This is a genomic window from Mycobacterium sp. SMC-13 (assembly GCF_045311035.1).
Classification (GTDB): domain Bacteria; phylum Actinomycetota; class Actinomycetes; order Mycobacteriales; family Mycobacteriaceae; genus Mycobacterium.
In genome coordinates this window covers 147006-164248 of record NZ_JBJIAI010000012.1, presented here as the reverse complement: position 1 = coordinate 164248, position 17243 = coordinate 147006, and the positions used below count along the sequence as shown (strand labels likewise).

General features: G+C 68.0%; 14 protein-coding genes and 1 tRNA gene. 7 read left to right on the top strand and 8 right to left on the bottom strand.

Features of this window, described 5'->3' with window-relative positions:
• Positions 1 to 101: 101 nt before the first annotated feature.
• Both ACJH6I_RS19025 and ACJH6I_RS19020 read left to right on the top strand, forming a co-directional pair.
• Positions 102 to 2984 (top strand): heterodisulfide reductase-related iron-sulfur binding cluster, encoded by a 2883-nt coding sequence (locus ACJH6I_RS19025; protein WP_406784391.1) that lies wholly within the window; start codon positions 102 to 104, stop codon positions 2982 to 2984.
• A 115-nt stretch (positions 2985 to 3099) separates the two neighbouring features.
• On the top strand, positions 3100 to 4383 hold the full coding sequence (locus tag ACJH6I_RS19020; protein WP_226520493.1) for a pyridoxal phosphate-dependent aminotransferase: 1284 nt from the start codon (positions 3100 to 3102) through the stop codon (positions 4381 to 4383).
• Between the two features lie 55 nt (positions 4384 to 4438).
• On the opposite strand, the gene ACJH6I_RS19015 is transcribed toward ACJH6I_RS19020, so the two are convergent.
• Complete coding sequence (locus ACJH6I_RS19015) at positions 4439 to 5065, bottom strand: TetR family transcriptional regulator (RefSeq protein ID WP_406784390.1); 627 nt, start codon at positions 5063 to 5065, stop codon at positions 4439 to 4441.
• A gap of 36 nt (positions 5066 to 5101) precedes the next feature.
• On the opposite strand from ACJH6I_RS19015, the gene ACJH6I_RS19010 reads away from it, so the two are divergent.
• Both ACJH6I_RS19010 and ACJH6I_RS19005 read left to right on the top strand, forming a co-directional pair.
• A complete protein-coding gene (locus tag ACJH6I_RS19010) occupies positions 5102 to 5566 on the top strand; it encodes an SRPBCC family protein (RefSeq protein ID WP_406784389.1) in 465 nt (154 codons plus the stop codon).
• Positions 5567 to 5576: 10 nt separating this feature from the next.
• A complete protein-coding gene (locus ACJH6I_RS19005; protein WP_318984695.1) occupies positions 5577 to 6800 on the top strand; it encodes a YibE/F family protein in 1224 nt (407 codons plus the stop codon).
• On the opposite strand, the gene ACJH6I_RS19000 is transcribed toward ACJH6I_RS19005, so the two are convergent.
• The 6 genes from ACJH6I_RS19000 to ACJH6I_RS18975 all read right to left on the bottom strand — a co-directional run bounded on the left by ACJH6I_RS19000 (position 6778) and on the right by ACJH6I_RS18975 (position 13801).
• Positions 6778 to 7140 carry a nuclear transport factor 2 family protein gene (locus tag ACJH6I_RS19000; protein WP_064859798.1) on the bottom strand — a complete coding sequence of 121 codons (363 nt, stop codon included), beginning with the start codon at positions 7138 to 7140 and terminating at the stop codon, positions 6778 to 6780. The genes ACJH6I_RS19005 and ACJH6I_RS19000 overlap by 23 nt on opposite strands.
• A 20-nt stretch (positions 7141 to 7160) precedes the next feature.
• Positions 7161 to 7910, bottom strand: a complete 750-nt coding sequence (locus tag ACJH6I_RS18995) for a maleylpyruvate isomerase family mycothiol-dependent enzyme (RefSeq protein ID WP_212808109.1) — start codon at positions 7908 to 7910, stop codon at positions 7161 to 7163.
• 1 nt (position 7911) lies between these two features.
• On the bottom strand, positions 7912 to 9219 hold the full coding sequence (locus ACJH6I_RS18990) for a cytochrome P450 (RefSeq protein ID WP_212814994.1): 1308 nt from the start codon (positions 9217 to 9219) through the stop codon (positions 7912 to 7914).
• Positions 9220 to 9279: 60 nt separating this feature from the next.
• The gene (locus tag ACJH6I_RS18985) at positions 9280 to 10608 is read right to left on the bottom strand and encodes a UDP-glucose/GDP-mannose dehydrogenase family protein (RefSeq protein WP_212808108.1); all 1329 of its coding nucleotides are present in this window, start codon (positions 10606 to 10608) and stop codon (positions 9280 to 9282) included.
• Positions 10609 to 10703: 95 nt separating this feature from the next.
• Positions 10704 to 12242, bottom strand: coding sequence for a hypothetical protein (locus ACJH6I_RS18980; RefSeq protein WP_244872697.1), 1539 nt, complete (start codon positions 12240 to 12242; stop codon positions 10704 to 10706).
• 248 nt (positions 12243 to 12490) lie between these two features.
• Entirely contained in the window at positions 12491 to 13801 is a 1311-nt protein-coding gene (locus ACJH6I_RS18975) for an ammonium transporter (protein WP_318984696.1), read from the bottom strand.
• 166 nt (positions 13802 to 13967) lie between these two features.
• Between ACJH6I_RS18975 and ACJH6I_RS18970 the strand changes: the two genes are divergently transcribed.
• On the top strand, positions 13968 to 14813 hold the full coding sequence (locus ACJH6I_RS18970) for a superoxide dismutase family protein (RefSeq protein ID WP_318984697.1): 846 nt from the start codon (positions 13968 to 13970) through the stop codon (positions 14811 to 14813).
• Between the two features lie 234 nt (positions 14814 to 15047).
• Here ACJH6I_RS18970 and dcd read toward each other — a convergent pair whose 3' ends face one another.
• Positions 15048 to 15617 carry a dCTP deaminase gene (dcd, locus tag ACJH6I_RS18965; RefSeq protein ID WP_053854696.1) on the bottom strand — a complete coding sequence of 190 codons (570 nt, stop codon included), beginning with the start codon at positions 15615 to 15617 and terminating at the stop codon, positions 15048 to 15050.
• Positions 15618 to 15662: 45 nt separating this feature from the next.
• Here dcd and ACJH6I_RS18960 point away from each other — a divergent pair.
• Positions 15663 to 15736: transfer RNA gene (locus tag ACJH6I_RS18960), tRNA-Gly, on the top strand.
• 40 nt (positions 15737 to 15776) lie between these two features.
• Positions 15777 to 17240 carry a bifunctional phosphatase PAP2/diacylglycerol kinase family protein gene (locus tag ACJH6I_RS18955; RefSeq protein ID WP_212808072.1) on the top strand — a complete coding sequence of 488 codons (1464 nt, stop codon included), beginning with the start codon at positions 15777 to 15779 and terminating at the stop codon, positions 17238 to 17240.
• Positions 17241 to 17243 lie beyond the last annotated feature (3 nt).

Sequence of the window (17243 nt, the reverse complement as noted above, 5' to 3'; positions counted from 1 at the left end):
TTCTGCCCAGGATGCGACTATGAGCAGGCATCTAGCTTAAGTTACCCGTTGGTAACCTCAATAAGTTACCAGCCGGTAGCTACATAACTGGGAGAGGCGCGGTGGAGAATCTCGAACACACGCTCGACGTGGCCAGATTGGTCATCGGGCTGTTGGCAACGGTCATCGTCCTGGGGTTCGCCGCCAAGCGCATCCTGTGGCTGACCAAGCTGATCAGCTCCGGGCAGAAGCTCGGCGACGAACGTGGGCGCAAGGACGATCTGGTCCGCCGCTTCCTGAACCAGAACAAGGAAGTCTTCGCCCAGTCGAAGCTCCTCAAGTGGTCGATCCCCGGCATTGCGCACTTCTTCACCATGTGGGGCTTCTTCGTCCTGGCATCGGTCTACCTGGAAGCCTATGGCGTCCTGTTCGATCCGAAGTTCGCCATCCCCTTCGTCGGACACTGGGCCGTCCTGGGCTTCCTGCAGGACTTCTTCGCCCTGGCCGTGCTGGCCGGCATCATCGTCTTCGCGATCATCCGTCTGACCAAGAACCCCGACAACATCGGCCGTGAGTCCCGGTTCTACGGATCGCACAACGGCGGCGCGTGGGAGATCCTCATCATGATCTTCCTGGTCATCGCGTCCTACGCGGTGTTCCGCGGTGCCGCCGTCAACGTTCTCGGCGAGCACTTCCCGTACCAGAACGGCGCGTTCTTCTCCGACGGCATGGCCGCCCTGCTGGCCCCGCTGGGCCACACCGCCAATGTGTGGATCGAGACCATCGCACTGCTGGCGCACATCGGCATCATGCTGGTCTTCCTGCTGATCGTGCTGCACTCCAAGCACCTGCACATCGGTCTGGCCCCCATCAACGTCACCTTCAAGCGACTGCCCGACGGCCTCGGCCCGCTGCTGCCGATGGAGTACAAGGGCGAGCCGATCGACTTCGACGATCCGGCCGAGGACGCGGTGTTCGGCCGCGGCAAGATCGAGGACTTCACGTGGAAGGCCAACCTCGACATGGCGACCTGCACCGAGTGCGGTCGTTGCCAGTCGCAGTGCCCGGCGTGGAACACCGGAAAGCCGTTGTCCCCCAAGCTCGTCATGATGAACCTGCGCGACCACCTGTTCGCCAAGGCGCCGTACATCATCGAGGGCAAGCCGATGCCCGAAGAGGGTGCGGTCGACTTCGCCGCGCTGGGCAACAGCCTGCACGGACACGGCGTCCCCGAGGACGGCTTCGCCCGCATCGAGGGCTCCGGCCCCGAGCAGGCGCTGCGGCCGCTGGTGGGCACCGCTGAGCAGGGCGGCGTCATCGACCCTGACGTGCTGTGGTCCTGCACCAACTGTGGCGCCTGCGTCGAGCAGTGCCCGGTGGACATCGAGCACATCGACCACATCGTCGACATGCGCCGCTACCAGGTCATGGTCGAGTCCGAGTTCCCCGGCGAACTCGGCGTGCTGTTCAAGAACCTGGAACTCAAGGGCAACCCCTGGGGCCAGAACGCCAAGGAACGCACCACCTGGATCGACGAGCTGGACTTCGACATCCCGGTCTACGGCCAGGACGTCGAGAGCTTCGACGGCTTCGAGTACCTGTTCTGGGTCGGCTGCGCCGGCGCCTACGAGGACCGCGCCAAGAAGACCACCAAGGCCGTCGCCGAACTGCTCGCCACCGCGGGCGTGAAGTTCCTGGTGCTGGGCACCGGCGAGACCTGTACCGGTGACTCGGCACGCCGCGCCGGCAACGAGTTCCTGTTCCAGCAGCTCGCCGCGCAGAACGTCGAGACCATCAACGAGCTGTTCGAGGGCGTCGACCCCGACAAGCGCAAGATCGTCGTCACCTGCCCGCACTGCTTCAACACCATCGGCCGCGAGTACCCACAGCTCGGCGCCAACTACACCGTCGTGCACCACACGCAGCTGCTGAACCGCCTGGTGCGGGACAAGAAGCTGATCCCGGTGTCGTCGGCGAGCCAAGAGGTCACCTACCACGACCCCTGCTTCCTCGGTCGCCACAACAAGGAGTACGAGGCCCCGCGTGAGCTGGTCGGTGCTGCCGGCGCGAAGCTCACCGAGATGCCCCGCCACGCCGATCGCGGCCTGTGCTGTGGTGCCGGTGGTGCCCGCATGTGGATGGAAGAGCACATCGGTAAGCGCATCAACACCGAGCGTGCCGAGGAGGCCGTCGACACCGGCGCCTCGGCGATCGCGACGGGCTGCCCGTTCTGCCGCGTGATGATGAGCGACGGCGTCGACGACGTCGCCGCGACCCGCAGCATCGACAAGACCGAGGTGCTCGACGTCGCGCAGCTGCTGCTGAACTCGCTGGACACCAGCAAGGTGACGCTGCCCGAAAAGGGCACGGCGGCAAAGGCTTCCGCGGCACTCGCGGAGAAGAAGGCCAAGGAGGCGCCGAAGCCTGCTCCGGCTCCTGCGCCTGCTGCTGAGGCCGCTCCGGCCGCTGAGGCACCTGCTGCTGCTCCGGCCGCCGCCAAGCCGGTCACCGGTCTGGGCATGGCTGCCAAGCGTCCGGGTGCCAAGAAGGCTGCCGCCCCGGCTGCAGCGGCTCCGGCCGCCGAGGCTGCTCCCGCTGCTGAGGCTCCTGCTGCTGCCGCCCCGGCCAAGGGCCTGGGTCTGGCTGCGGGCGCCAAGCGTCCGGGTGCCAAGAAGGCTGCGGCTCCGGCTGCCGCCGCGGCTCCGGCCGCCGAGGCTGCTCCCGCTGCTGAAGCCGAGGCTCCCGCCGCACCGGCCGCTCCCGAGGCTCCGGTGAAGGGTCTGGGCCTGGCTGCGGGCGCGCGTCGCCCCGGCGCCAAGAAGGCTGCGGCTCCAGCGGCACCGGCGGCGCCCGCCGCTCCGGCTGCTGAGGCTCCGGCTGCTGAGCCGGCAGCCGAGGCACCGGCAGCCGAGGCACCTGCTGCTCCGGCGGCAGAGGCCAAGCCGGAACCGCCGGTCGTCGGACTGGGCATGCGCCCGGGCGCAAAGCGCCCCGGTAAGCGGTAACGCGAAGTACACCGCAATGGCCAGCTACGACCCGCCACCAGGAGCGTCGTAGCTGGCCATTGGCATATGTGGCCCTGATCGCAGATGGGCAAAAGAATTCGACACCGATGAGAGCATGGAAACCGTGACCACCCACCAGGTACCCGCTGACCGCACATGGCATAGCGGCCACCCTCGTAGCCAGCGGACGTTTGCGCAGTCGACCAAGCTGCAGGACGTCCTCTACGAGATCCGTGGCCCGGTACACGAGCAGGCCTCCCGGCTCGAGGCCGAGGGTCACCGCATCCTCAAGCTCAACATCGGTAACCCGGCGCCGTTCGGCTTCGAGGCGCCGGACGTGATCATGCGCGACATGATCGCCGCCCTCCCCCACGCCCAGGGCTACTCCGATTCCAAGGGCATCGTGTCCGCGCGCCGTGCGGTGTTCACCCGCTACGAGCTGGTCGACGGGTTCCCGAAGTTCGACATCGATGACGTGTTCCTGGGCAACGGCGTCTCCGAGCTCATCACCATGACGCTGCAGGCGCTGCTCGACAACGGCGACCAGGTGCTGATCCCGGCGCCGGACTACCCGCTGTGGACGGCGTCGACGGCGCTGGCCGGCGGCACCCCGGTGCACTATCTGTGCGACGAGACGCAGGGCTGGAACCCCGACATCGCCGACCTGGAGTCGAAGATCACCGACCGCACCAAGGCGATCGTCGTGATCAACCCGAACAACCCCACCGGCGCGGTCTACAGCCGCGAGACCCTGGAGTCGATCGCGAACCTGGCGCGCAAGCATCAGCTGCTGCTGCTGGCCGACGAGATCTACGACAAGATCCTCTACGACGACGCCAAGCACATCCCGATGGCCTCAGTGGCCCCGGACATGCTGTGCCTGACGTTCAACGGGCTGTCCAAGGCCTACCGCGTGGCCGGCTACCGCTCCGGCTGGCTGGTCATCACCGGCCCCAAGGAACATGCGACCAGCTTCATCGAGGGCATCAGCCTGCTGTCCAACATGCGACTGTGCCCGAATGTGCCTGCGCAGCATGCCATTCAGGTCGCACTCGGCGGGCACCAGAGCATCGAGGACCTGATCCTGCCCGGCGGTCGGCTGCTCGAGCAGCGTGACGTCGCGTGGCAGAAGCTCAACGAGATTCCCGGCGTCTCCTGCGTCAAGCCCGAGGGTGCGCTGTACGCGTTCCCGCGGCTGGACCCCGAGGTGCACGAGATCCGGGACGACGAGCAGCTGGTCCTCGACCTGCTGCTGCAGGAGAAGATCCTGCTGACGCAGGGCACCGGATTCAATTGGCCCACACCGGATCACCTGCGCATCGTGACGCTGCCGTGGGCGCGGGACCTGGCCGCCGCGATCGAGCGCCTCGGCAACTTCCTGGCGAGTTACCGCCAGTAATCTCTCGGGATTTGTGCACGATTTTCCGCGGCAGTCGCGGAAAATCGTGCACAAATCACTGGTCCAGGCCGGCGATGAAGGTCCGCAGCAGCGCGGCGAGGGTGTTCTCGAGCTCGGTGCCGGGTTCGGGCTGCTTGACGGAATCGATTGCCGCCCAGCCCCATACCGCGCCGGCGAAGGCGTGGAGCGCGGCGGTCAGCAGCACCAGGTGCTGCCGGTCCAGCGCCAGCCGGGGCTTGAGGGTCTCGCGTAGCCGGTCCTCGACATCGCGTGCCTGAGTACGCACGGTCTCGGCCGCTTCGGGCGTCAGCCGATTCATCAGCACCGGCGCGGCGCTGATCAGGTCACAGAGCACCGGGCGGTGCGCCAGGGTGTGCGCCAAAGCCTTTGCCGGCGTGCGTCGTTCGTCTTGCAGCTGCGTCCGCAGGTCCGCCAGCCAACCCAGGTGCTCGTGGTACATCACCGAGAGCAGCAATGCCTCCCGCGAACCGGCGTAACGGAGCACGCCCGATTTGGCCAGGCCCGCCGCGGCGGCGATCTCCCCCAGTGTCAGCTCACTGGCTCGGGCGTCGTCCAACAGCGCCCGGGTGACCGCGGTCAGACGGCGTAACCGGTCCTCCCGCTGCTGCGGGCTGCGAGCGCGTGCGAACGACAGCGCCGCTGGGGAATCCGGCAGATCCATTGCTTAATGGAACACTGTTCCGTTAATTTGGTCAACATGACACACCACTACGAAGTACTGGTCACCCGCCATGCGCGGGCCACGCCGAGCACGCTGTTCGACGTGGTGGCAGACGGGTCGCGCTGGTCCGAGTGGGCACGGCCCCTGATCAACTACTCGGCCTGGGAGACCCGCGGGCCCGCCGACGACGGCGGCGTCGGGGCCATCCGCGCCGTCGGTACGCCACGGTTTCCCGCGCGGGAGCAGACGACGATCCATGAGCCCGGGAGGCGGCACGGCTACACCATCATCTCGAAGACCCCGGTGCGGAACTACCAGGCGCAGGTGACCTTCACGCCCGAGCCCGACGGTACCCGCATCGACTGGCACGGGACCTTCGAAAGTCCTTGGCGCATCGTCGGTCTGGGTTACCGGGCCGTGGTCAAGTACGTGCTGACGACGCTGTCCGCCAAGCTGGTGATCGAGGCGGAGCGTCGGGAAGCTCTCAGGCCGACCCCCTAGGCTGACTCGGGTGGCGCACTCGCATACCCACTCGCACAGTTCCGGCCCGGCGCCGCTCAGCCCGCTGGCCGCGAAGATCGTCGTCGGCCTTCTGGCGGTGATCGGGCTGGCGACCGTGATCGGCGCCGTCGTGCTGTGGCCGCACGGCAAGGCCGTCGACATCCCGCTGCCGTTCCAGAACGCCCACGGCGGCGCCGTGAGCACCGAGGCCGGGCACGTCGTGTCGACGGGCATGAACAACTGCGGCAGCCCGTCGGTCGGCGCGGTGCTGACCTCCGCCCCGGTCACCGCCCCGCCGGGCGCCGGGAGTTGCGTGCAGTCATTGATCGGCATCGACTCCGGGCCGAACTCCGGCGCCAACACCCTGCTCGAGTTCAGCACCGGCCCCGGCCAGCCGCACCTCGCCGCCGGCGACCACATCCGGGTGACCCGCCAGGTCGACGACTCCGGCACCACCACCTACGCCTTCTTCGACTTCGAGCGCACCTGGCCGCTCGTCGCGCTGGCTGCCGTCTTCGCCGTGGTGGTGGTCGCGGTGGCCCGCTGGCGCGGATTGCGGGCGCTGGTCGGTATCGCCGTCGCGTTCGTGGTGCTGACGGTCTTCCTGCTCCCGGCGCTGCGGGACGGCGGCTCGGCCATCCCGGTCGCGCTCGTCGCGTCGTCGGTGATCCTGTACGCCGTGATCTACCTGGCGCACGGCGTCAGCCTGCGCACCAGCGCCGCCCTGCTCGGCACTCTGAGCTCGCTGCTGTTGTCGGCGGTGTTGTCCTGGGGTGCAATCGAATTGGCGCACCTGACCGGGTTGTCGGAAGACCAGAACAACGAGATCGCGGCCTACATGGGGTCCGTGTCGATCACCGGGCTGTTGCTCGCCGGCTTCATCATCGGCTCGCTGGGTGTGCTCAACGACGTCACCGTCACGCAGGCGTCGACAGCCTTCGAACTGGCCGAACACGGCGCGTCCCGGCGGGCCATCTTCACCGGCGCCATGCGGGTGGGTCGCGACCACATCGCCAGCACCGTCTACACGCTGGTGCTCGCGTACGCCGGCAGCGCACTGCCGCTGCTGCTGCTGTTCAGCGTCGCCAACCGGTCGTTGGGCGACGTGCTGACCAGCGAGAGCGTGGCGATCGAGATCGCCCGGTCGGCAGTCGGCGGCATCGCGCTGGCGTTGTCGGTACCGCTGACCACCGCCATCGCGGCGGTGCTCGCTACACCGCGTCCGACTCGATGAGCTCGGTCGCCGCGAGCGCCGAGGCCAGGTCGTCGTGCCGGAACGCCGAGGTGACGTGGTCGTGCACGACACGGAACGCGGTCGCGGCCTCTCGGTCGGCACCGCCGCCGGTGATGGTCTGCTCGACGACCACGACGCCGTCGTGCACGAACATCCGGCCGACCGTCGACTTCTCGTCGAGGTCGGTTGCCCAGGCCCGCAACGCATTCCGCCCCTGGGTGGCGCCGTTCGCGTCACCGATCTCGATGTCACCGCTCGACAGCTTGTCCAGGGTGTCCAGGTCGCGGTCGTTGAGGGCGTCGATCCAGGCGAGAACCGTCGCGATCTCGGAAGTCGTCATGTCTGCGAACCTACCTGACCTCAGAACGCCGAGTGGTCGACCCAGCGCTGCCACACGGCGGCGTCGCCGATCACCTCCAGGCCGGCCTCCTCGACCGTCTGCCGGCGGTTGACGGCCAGCAGCAGCCCGGTCACCGGACCCCGCACTGCCGCATCACCTTTGGCGTGCTGATGCGACCAGCCGAACCCGTCCTCGTCGTTGACCACCAGCCACTCGCCGGTGGGGCCGAGTTCGGATTCCGCGGCATGCAGGTGCAGCGACCGCCCACGCTCCAGCGGCGGATCCCCGGCGGGCGCCATCAGCGCCACGCGCTCCAGCGTCTCGGTCACCCCGTCGGCGGCCAGCTCGGGATCGAGCACGAACGGGAGGCCCAGCGCCAGAGCGGCATCGGCGCGGTGCACGGTCTGCTCGTGCACGCGACGCCGGATCCACCATCCGGCGGGCTTCGGCCCGAGGAACGTCCACACCTTCGCATCCGACCCGACGTGTTCGACGGCGTCGACCAGGGCCTGCGCACTGGCATTCAGCCAGTCGATGGCAGCGTCGAGGTCCTCCGGCGGTTTCCCGTCCCGAACCTCGCGGGGATCGAGTGCCTCCTTGCGGTGCTCGGCGACGATCTGCGCGCACCAGCGGTTGCCACGGCCGACGTGTTTGAACAGCTGCTTGAGGGACCAGCCCGGGCAGTTGGGTACCGGCGTATCCAGGTCGGCTTTGCGGATGATGTCGCCGAATGCGGCGGTTTCCTCGATCAGGGCTGTGCGGAAGGCCATTTCACGACGGTACCGCTGCACGCGCCTGCCCGAGTGCGATCGGCAATGCCGCCCAGCCACGGAGCACGCGGGTGTCGCGCCGGGTACCGGGGCCCGCGAGTTGCGCGTCGGGGAACCGCTCGAAGAACGTCCGCAGTCCCACTTCTCCTTCGGAACGGGCCAGCGCCGCACCGAGGCAGAAGTGCCGTCCGCCCGAGAACGAATGGTGCTTGCCCGCGTTGGCGCGGGTGACGTCGAAGCGGTGCGGGTCAGGGAAAACGGCCGGGTCCCGGTTGGCGCCGGCCAGGTAGACGACGACGGGCTCACCGGCGCCCACGTGGTACCCGGCGATGTCGACGTCCACCCTGGCGATGCGGGCCGACAGCTGGACCGGCGAGTCGAGCCGCAGGATCTCTTCGACGGCGGTGGGCCAGAGGTCGGGCTGCGCCTGCAGCAGGGCCAGTTGATCGGGATGCTGCAACAACATTCGGATGCCGTTGCCCAGCAGATTCACCGTGGTCTCGAACCCGGCGGCCAGCACGAGGCCCGCGGTGGCCCGGAGTTCTTCGTCGTTGAGCCGGGCGCCCCCGTCGCTGGCGGCGATGAGCTGGCTCATGAGGTTGTCGCCGGGATTGGCCCGGAGCTCGCGGAGGTGCGTGGCCAGCCAGGTGTTGAAGCCGTCCAACCCGTCCTCGACGCTGAGGTACTGCTGCCAGGTCAGCCCGATGTCCAGGCTGGGCGCGGCCAGTTCACCGAATTCGAGGATGCGCGACCGGTCATGCTCGGGCACCCCGAGGATGTCCGCGATCACCGTGACGGGCAGCTGCGAGCAGTAGCTGTCCACGATGTCCACGGTGGCCCCCGCCGCGAGCTCGTCGATCAGTCCGGTCGCGGCCTCCTGCACCCGTTCCCGCAATGCCGCGACGGCCCGCGTGGTGAACACCGCCGAGACGGTCTTGCGGTAGCGCGTGTGCTGCTCGCCGTCGACCGACAGCAGCGACGGCGGCAGCAGCGGATGCAGCCGGCCCTTGACGGTGGTCTTGTTCTCCAGCCAGCCGAGGACGCCGGGCAGCGTCCCGCCGATCTGCGTGACGGTGAAGTCATCCGAACGCAGAATCTGGTGCACGAGAGCATGATCCGCGGTGATCCAGGCCGCCCGGCCGCGGTACATCCGGCCGCGGCTGCGCAGTTCGTCGGCGAACGCGCCGGGGTCGGTCCGCACCGCCGGGTCGGCGATGAGCCGGCCCTGGAGGTCGCCGTGCCGCGCGCCGTATGCGGCGAGCTTGCGGATGACGGCGTGCAGCGCGAACCAGTTGAGCCGTTGCCTCAGCGTCATGGAGCCGAGCTTAGGCACGCCCGTCGCCGTCGGGCTACATACTGCAGTCGGAAATCAGGGCGTCAGATTGCGGCCCAGGGCGTGCACCCGCCAGCCCGCAGCCTGCCATTTTCCGACGTCGAGGCAATTGCGGCCGTCGACAACCACTTTCACCCGGACGGTGGCCGCCAGCTGTTCGGGGTCCAGGTCCAGGAACTCCTGCCATTCGGTCAGGACCAGCACGGCGTCGGCGCGGTCGCAGGCCTCGAGGACGGAAGTGGAGTAGTTCAGCGTCGGGAAGACCCGGCGGGAGTTGTCCATGGCCTTGGGGTCGTAGACGTTGACGGCCGCGCCGTTGAGCTGCAGCATGCCGGCCACGTTGAGGGCGGGCGAGTCACGCACGTCGTCGGACTCGGGCTTGAACGCCGCACCCAGCACCGCGATGTTGGCGCCCAGCAGCGTGCCACCGCACGCCTTGGTGGTCAGCTCCACCATGCGGGTACGCCGGCGCATGTTGATGCTGTCCACTTCGCGCAGGAACGTCAGCGCGGGGTCGGCGCCGAGTTCACCGGCGCGGGCCATGAAGGCGCGGATGTCCTTGGGCAGGCAACCACCACCGAAACCCAAGCCCGCGTTGAGGAATCGCCGCCCGATCCGGGGGTCGTAGCCCAGTGCGTCGGCCAGCACGGTGACGTCGGCGTTGGTCGCTTCACACACCTCGGCGATGGCGTTGATGAAGGAAATCTTGGTGGCCAGAAAGGCGTTCGCGGAGACCTTGACCAGTTCGGCGGTCTGCAGGTCGGTCAGCAGGAACGGCACGCCGCGCTCCAGGATCCGGGCGTACAGCTCCCGGATCGCCGCTTCGGCGCGCTGCGAATCCGCTTGCACGCCAAGCACGATGCGGTCCGGGTGCAGGGTGTCCTTGACGGCGAATCCTTCGCGCAGGAACTCCGGGTTCCACGCCACCTCGACGTCGATGCCCGCCGGCGCCAGCTCGCGGGCCCGGGCCCCGAGTTCGGCGGCGGTACCCACCGGCACGGTGGACTTGCCGACGATCACCGCGGACCGGCGCAGCCGCGGCACCAGCGTGTCGATGACGGACTGCACGTACCGCAGGTCGGCGGCGTACTCCCCCTTCTTCTGTGGGGTGCCCACGCCGAGGAAGTGCACGTCACCGAACTCGGCAGCCTCGTCATAGTCGGTGGTGAAGTGCAGCCGCCCGGCTTCGATGTTGTCGCGCAGCATCTTCCGCAGCCCGGGCTCGTAGAACGGGATGTCACCGGCCGCCAGCTTCGCGATCTTGCCGGGGTCTACATCGACGCCGAGGACCTCATGGCCGAGCTCCGCCATGCCGGCGGCGTGCGTCGCCCCGAGGTAGCCGGTACCGAACACGGTGCATCTCATAGTGCCTTGATAGGCAGCCGTGATGAGCGCGGCGCGAAGTGACACTGAGCGTCAGGCCAACGGCAGATGACAAACAGCCGCCGGCCTGACGGACGTCAGTTGTTCTTCTGGCAGAAGATCAGGAAGCAGGTCTGCTTGGGCTGCTTCGGCTTCTTGCCGGAGTCACCGGGGTAGTCGCCCGGGTACCCGTTCGAGCCGCCCGGGTACTGGTTGCCCGGGTACCCGTTGCCGGGGTACTGGTTTCCCGGGTAGCCATTGCCCGGGTAGTTGCCGGGGTAGTCCTCGTCGTGACCGCGGCCGCCGCGACTCGGGTAGTCCGGGTAATTGTTGCCCGGGATCCACTGCGGCTGCTGCGGACGCGGCACCCACGGATTCCAGGCCGGCGGCTGCTGACCGGGCATCACGTAGACCGGCGGCGGCAGCACTGCCGGAGCCGGGGCCGGAACCGCCGCGGGCGGGGGCTCGACGGGAGCGGCCGGCACGTCGGGCATCGACACCGGGACGGGTGCCGGAGCCGGAGCGGGGGCTTCCGGTGCGGGCGCGGAGACGTGCACCTGCGGCGCGGATTCCTTGACGACCTGCGGCGCGTCGACGTGGCGCGGAGCCTGAACCTGCGCCTCGGGCGCCGGCTCGGGGGCAGCTGCCGGTGCCGGGGCGGGCGGCGGGACGGCGGCCGGCGGCGGCGCGGGAGCGACGACCGGAGCGCTGGGCACGATGGCGGCCTGTGCGGGCGCGGGCCGTTGATCGACCGTCGGCCGGATGCTCACCGCAAGCGAAATGGCAAGGGCCACAACGCCGACAACGAAGATCGAGGTGAGCGCGCTACCGACCAGCAGGAAGGGCTTGCGGCCCTGATCGGCGACCACGGGGGCGTCGCCCAGCTCGTCGAAACCGAACTCGTCGGCCGTCAACAGCGGCGCCGCCAGCGGAGCCGCGGCAGCGACACCACCCGGTGCGGCCGAGTAGGCCAGGCCGGCGGTGGCCGCGTCGAACATCGGCGCGCTGGCCGAGGCGAGGGCGGCACCGCGAGCCAGCGCCAGGTCGGCGTCACCCGGGGCGTTCACCGGGATGTCGAGCAGCTCGGCCAGGTGCGCCTGCACCGCGGTGACGTCGACGCCGGATCCGACGACGAACATGCCCTGCGGCGGGGTGTCGGCAGTGGCGACGGCGGCTGCCATGTCGCCGAGGACGGCCATGGCGTCGGTGCTGTGCAGGCTGCGGCTCAGCACCTTCGAGATGGCACCGTCGGCATCGACGACGGACATGGTGGCGGTGTCACGGTCCACGAACAGCAGACCGGTGCTCGAGTAGCCGACCGCCCGGCCCGCAGCCTGTGCCAGCGACCCCGCGGCGTGCAGCTCCGAGACCATCATGACGTCCTTGACGCCGGCGGCGTCCAATGCGTCGCGCAACTGCGCGGCGGCGTCGTGGTCACTCCAGGCGACGCCCACCGATTTCAGGTGGTGGCCGCCTTCCTCGGCGCTCTCCCGGGTCCCCAGGATCGCGCTGACAACCTGCTCAACCGGCGTTGCTGAACCGTCGGCCGTCTGCGTTTCGAAAATATCGTGGTCGACGATCTCGCCGTCGGCCTTTTCACCCTCAACCAGCGCCATACGCACCGTGGTTGGCGTCATAGACACACCCAGAACGATGTCCACTGACCCTCCAATAGTGTTCGCTACGCTATCTAGGCCGACACCGAGAATCCCCTGCCGCGCAGGCCACAACCAGATACTTCATCGCAGCGAACGGCGGAGTCGTTACCGATTCCCCCAGCTCATGGAGCCACGATGCAGTTCTTGCCGCGGCGCTGGCTCACATGGTCCCGCCAATGCCGGTGGTTCAACCCTACCCGCGTTCGGCGTAGATGACCTAAGCAGTTTCAGGCGTCCTCGGCGTCCGGGCGAGGCTGCTTCAACAGATCGGTCAGCGAGCTGGAACCCGTCGGCCGGCGGGTGCCCAGGTGGCCGTGCACGCCCTCCGCGTAGGCCGTTTCGGCGTGCTGGGTGAAGTCGACGCCGGCGGTCTCGTCCTCGGCGCTGAGCCGGAAACCCATGACCCTGTCGATGATCTTGCCGAGGACGAACGTCGCCGTGAAGGCATACGCCGCGACGACGGCCATCGCGAGCAACTGCTTACCGAGCTGGGCGAATCCGCCGCCGTAGAAGAGGCCGCGGACGCCGCCGGTCATGACATCCGTCGCCAGCAGGCCGATCAGCACGACGCCGACGACACCGCCGACGAAGTGCACGCCGACGACGTCGAGCGAGTCGTCGTAATTGAGCTTGAACTTGAGGCCGACCGCGAACGAGCAGACCACACCGGCCAGCAGGCCGACGATGAGCGCGCCCAGCGTGTTGACCGTACCGCACGACGGGGTGATCGCGACCAGGCCGGCGACGACGCCGGACGCCGCGCCGAACGTCGTCGGCTTACCGTCACGCACCTGCTCGACGGTGAGCCAGCCCAGCATGCCGAGACAGCCGGCGACCAGGGTGTTGAGGAAGATCGCGGCGGCGGTGCCGTTCGCGGCCAGCGCCGAGCCCGCATTGAATCCGAACCAGCCGAACCACAGCAGACCGACACCGAGCAGAACGAACGGCAGGTTGTGCGGGCGCATGGCGTCCTGCTTGAAGCCGATGCGCGGGCCCAGGACGATGGCGAGCGCCAGCGCCGAGGCGCCCGACGCGATCTCGACGACCAGGCCGCCCGCGTAGTCCAGCGCGCCCATCTTGGCGAGCCAGCCGTCCGGACCCCAGACCCAGTGCGCGATGACGCTGTAGACGACGATCGCCCAGATCGGCACGAAGACCATCCACGCCGAGAACTTGGCGCGGTCGGCAATGGCGCCGCTGATCAGGGCGGCGGTGATGACGGCGAATGTCAGCTGGAAGGTGGCGAACAGCAGCTCCGGGACGGCGCCGTGCGTGGTGCTGGGGCTGATGCCGAGCATGCCGAAGTGTTCGAGGTTGCCGAGGAAACCGTCGCCGTCGGAGAAGGCCAGCGTGTACCCGAGCACCAGCCACGCCACCGTGACCAGCGGAATCGAGATGAAGCTCATCATGATCATGTTGAGCACGCCGGTCGTGCGGACCATGCCGCCGTAGAAGATGGCCAGGCCCGGCGTCATCAGCAGGACGAGAGCGGTGCTGGCGAGCAGCCAAGCGGTGGCGGCGGGATCGATGCCTTGCACGTGAGACTCCTTCGACAATCTTGACGAGGATGTATCGGCGGCGTTTCCGGCGCGCGGCGACTGCGTTTCCGACGTGTTACACCAGCCTCACATGGGTGTTTGGGCCGTGGTTCCCCGTGAAACAAGTGGCGGTTAGACGCTGGTGGTTCCGGGTATCAGGGTGTTCATGTTGAAGCGCACAACTGCAGCTGCCGCCCTGCTCACTGCACCCGTTTTTGTGCTGGCCGCCTGCAACTCCTCCAACCAGAACACGTCGAAATCATCGACCTCGGCGCCGCCCACGACCTGGACCCAGGCCAATCCGTCCGCGCTGAACGTCGTGCTGAAGACATCCGACGGCAGACCCGTCGCCAATGCCTCGATCGACTTCACCGACGGCTACGCCACCGTGACCGTGGAGACCACCGGCGGCGGCATCCTCGCCCCCGGTAGCCACGGCATGCACATTCACTCCGTCGGCAAGTGCGAGGGCGACTTCACCTCAGCCGGCGGCCATCTGCAGGTCGCCGGGCATACCGGGCATCCGGCGAGCGGTGACCTGACGCCGCTGAACATCCGCGGTGACGGCACCGGCAAGGTCGTCGCCACGACCGACGCCTTCACCGAAGCGGGTCTGAAGGGGCCCGAAGGCAGTGCGCTGATCATCCACCAGGGGCCGGACAACTTCGCCAACATCCCGCCGCGCTACACGCACAGCGGCACACCTGGGCCGGACGCTGAGACGTTGGCGACGGGCGATGCCGGCGGACGCGTGGCGTGTGCGGTGCTTGCCCCCGCTGGTTCTACTTCGTCTTCGTCGCCGTCTACTTCGACGTCGACCGCGACCGTCACCGAGACGACGGGCGTGCCGGTGGCGCCGCCGGTGACGTCATCGAGCGCGACTTCGACGTCCACTTCCCCGACGTCTACTACTCCGTCGACCACGACCACTACTTCCTCGACGGTGCCGACCACGACCACGACGATTCCCACCAGCCCGGTCGCGCCGGTGAACCCGATGCCGGGTGGCTGAGTTCTGGGGTTTTCGTTGACCCTGACGTGAGGGCGCAGAAGTACGAGTAGGCCCTGGCCTGGTTACAGGGTCAACGGCACTTAGGCGGCCCCTGCGCGTTGAGCCTGTGCCTACGGCGTGAAACGCCGACGAGCGAGCACCCTCACCGCGGACTCAGCACTCAGGTGGCGTTGACTGCGAATCGAGGCAGCCTGCTACTCGCAAAAGTTCTGCGTCAGTTCGCAGTCAACGAAGCTAGGGCTTGACGAAGTTCAGGTACGACCGCGAAGGCGTCGGGCCACGCTGACCCTGGTACTTGGAGCCGACCTTGTCGCTGCCGTAGGGGTGCTCGGCGGGGCTGGTCAGGCGGAGCAGGCAGAGCTGACCGATCTTCATACCTGGCCACAGGGTGATCGGCAGATTGGCTACGTTCGACAGCTCCAGCGTGATGTGCCCGGAGAAGCCCGGATCGATGAAGCCCGCGGTGGAGTGCGTCAGCAGACCGAGTCGGCCCAGTGAGCTCTTGCCTTCGAGACGGCCCGCCAGATCGTGTGGCAGCGTGCAGGTTTCGAGTGTCGAGCCGAGTACGAACTCGCCCGGGTGCAGCACGAAGGGTTCGCCTTCGGCGGGCTCGACCAGGGTGGTCAACTCGTCCTGCTGCTGCGCCGGGTCGATGTGCGTGTAGCGGGTGTTATTGAAGACCCGGAACAGGCTGTCCAACCGGACGTCGACGCTGGAGGGTTGCACCATGGCGTCATCGAACGGGTCGATGCCGAGACGTCCAGCAGCGATTTCAGCCCGAAGATCGCGATCTGAGAGGAGCACGCGGGGAGCCTATCGGGCTGGGTTGATATCCTGCAGCGGCACCATGCCGATGTAGTTCAATGGCAGAACATCAGCTTCCCAAGCTGAATACGCGGGTTCGATTCCCGTCATCGGCTCCACGAAGGTTGAATCTCCGTCACAACGGATACTTTGTGCCCCATGGATGTGCGCGCGATCGGCAAGGGCCTGGGCAGCTTGGACCGTGAGGTCTTCGAAGCAGTAGCCGAGTCGCCGAGCCCACTCCTGGACGCCACTATGCCCCGCCTGACCAGGGCCGCCGACCATTCCAAGCTGTGGTTCGCCATCGCGGCCGGTATGGGCGCGTTCGGCAGCCAGTCGGTGCGACGTGGCGCCGCACGCGGCGTCGTCAGCCTCGCGGTGACCAGCCTGGTGACCAACCAGCTCGCCAAACGAATCTGGGTCCGGCCGCGCCCGGACCGCACCCTTATCCCGCTGGTCCGGCGGAGCAAGCGTGTGCCCACCTCCAATTCCCTGCCATCAGGGCACTCCGCGAGCGCCGCGGCGTTCGCGGTGGGCGTCGGCCTCGAATCCGCGCCGGCCGGTCTGCCGCTGGCACTGCTCGCCGGCCTGGTCGGACTGTCGCGGGTGGCCACCGGCGCGCACTATCCCGGTGACGTGTTCGCCGGCTTCGGCATCGGCGCCGCCATCGCGGTCCTGGGCGCGCGCATCGTCCCGACCATTCCGGCCACCACCCTGCCGACGTCGGAGCCATTGCGGTTCCGCACCGAGCCCAGGCCGGAGGGCGAAGGCGTGGCACTGGTGATCAACCCGGCGTCCGGCGACGGGACGGGCAAGCGGGTCATCGATGAAGCCCGAAAAGCCTTACCGCGCATGGAAATCGTGGAGCTCCAAAAAGACAACGACATCGAGAAAGTGTTGCGGGAGACGGCCGCACGCACCGAGGTGCTCGCGGTCGGTGGCGGCGACGGGACGGTGGCATGCGCGGCGGGCATCGCCGTCGAGGCCGGCGTGCCGCTGGCGGTGTTCCCGGGCGGCACGTTCAACCACTTCGCCAAGGACATCGGTTGCGATTCGGTGGCCCGCACCGTGGAGGCCATCGCCGAAGGCTCCGCGGCCTACGTGGATCTGGTGTGCCTCAACGAGAAACGCATGGTGATCAACACCGCCAGCATCGGCGCCTACCCGAACTACGTGCGCACGCGCGAGAAGCTCGAACGGCGGATGGGCAAACGCCTGGCCGGCATGTACGCGTTGTACCTGACGCTGCGCAAGGAAGCCCCGGTACGAATCAGCTACGACGACAAGACACTTGAGACCGAACTGTTCTTCCTGGGCAACTCGACGTACTTCCCGTCCGGCTTCGCCCCGTCGGTGCGGCCGCGCCTCGATGACGGCCTGATCGACGTCCGAATCCTGGAAACCGGGCGCCGGTTCAGCCGGCTGCGCATCGCGACGGCGGTTCTGTTGGGCCGGCTGGAACGCAGTCCGCTGTATCACGAACTGCAGGTGCCGGAGTTCCGGTTCGTCGCGGTCGACGGACCCACCACCGTCGCCTACGACGGCGAGGTGGGAGAAGCGCTGAGCGAGGCCAGCTTCACCGTGCGGTACCGGGCGCTGCCGGTGTTTCGTCCTCTGCACTGACCA

Excerpts from the sequence above, each read along its gene's own strand:
- ACJH6I_RS18980 (WP_244872697.1), bottom strand. The coding sequence starts at position 12,242 with ATGACGCCAACCACGGTGCGTATGGCGCTGGTTGAGGGTGAAAAGGCC.
- ACJH6I_RS19020 (WP_226520493.1), top strand. The coding sequence starts at position 3,100 with ATGGAAACCGTGACCACCCACCAGGTACCCGCTGACCGCACATGGCAT.
- ACJH6I_RS19015 (WP_406784390.1), bottom strand. The coding sequence starts at position 5,065 with ATGGATCTGCCGGATTCCCCAGCGGCGCTGTCGTTCGCACGCGCTCGC.
- ACJH6I_RS18970 (WP_318984697.1), top strand. The coding sequence starts at position 13,968 with ATGTTGAAGCGCACAACTGCAGCTGCCGCCCTGCTCACTGCACCCGTT.
- ACJH6I_RS19000 (WP_064859798.1), bottom strand. The coding sequence starts at position 7,140 with ATGACGACTTCCGAGATCGCGACGGTTCTCGCCTGGATCGACGCCCTC.
- ACJH6I_RS18955 (WP_212808072.1), top strand. The coding sequence starts at position 15,777 with ATGGATGTGCGCGCGATCGGCAAGGGCCTGGGCAGCTTGGACCGTGAG.
- ACJH6I_RS18985 (WP_212808108.1), bottom strand. The coding sequence starts at position 10,608 with ATGAGATGCACCGTGTTCGGTACCGGCTACCTCGGGGCGACGCACGCC.
- ACJH6I_RS18995 (WP_212808109.1), bottom strand. The coding sequence starts at position 7,910 with ATGGCCTTCCGCACAGCCCTGATCGAGGAAACCGCCGCATTCGGCGAC.
- ACJH6I_RS19010 (WP_406784389.1), top strand. The coding sequence starts at position 5,102 with ATGACACACCACTACGAAGTACTGGTCACCCGCCATGCGCGGGCCACG.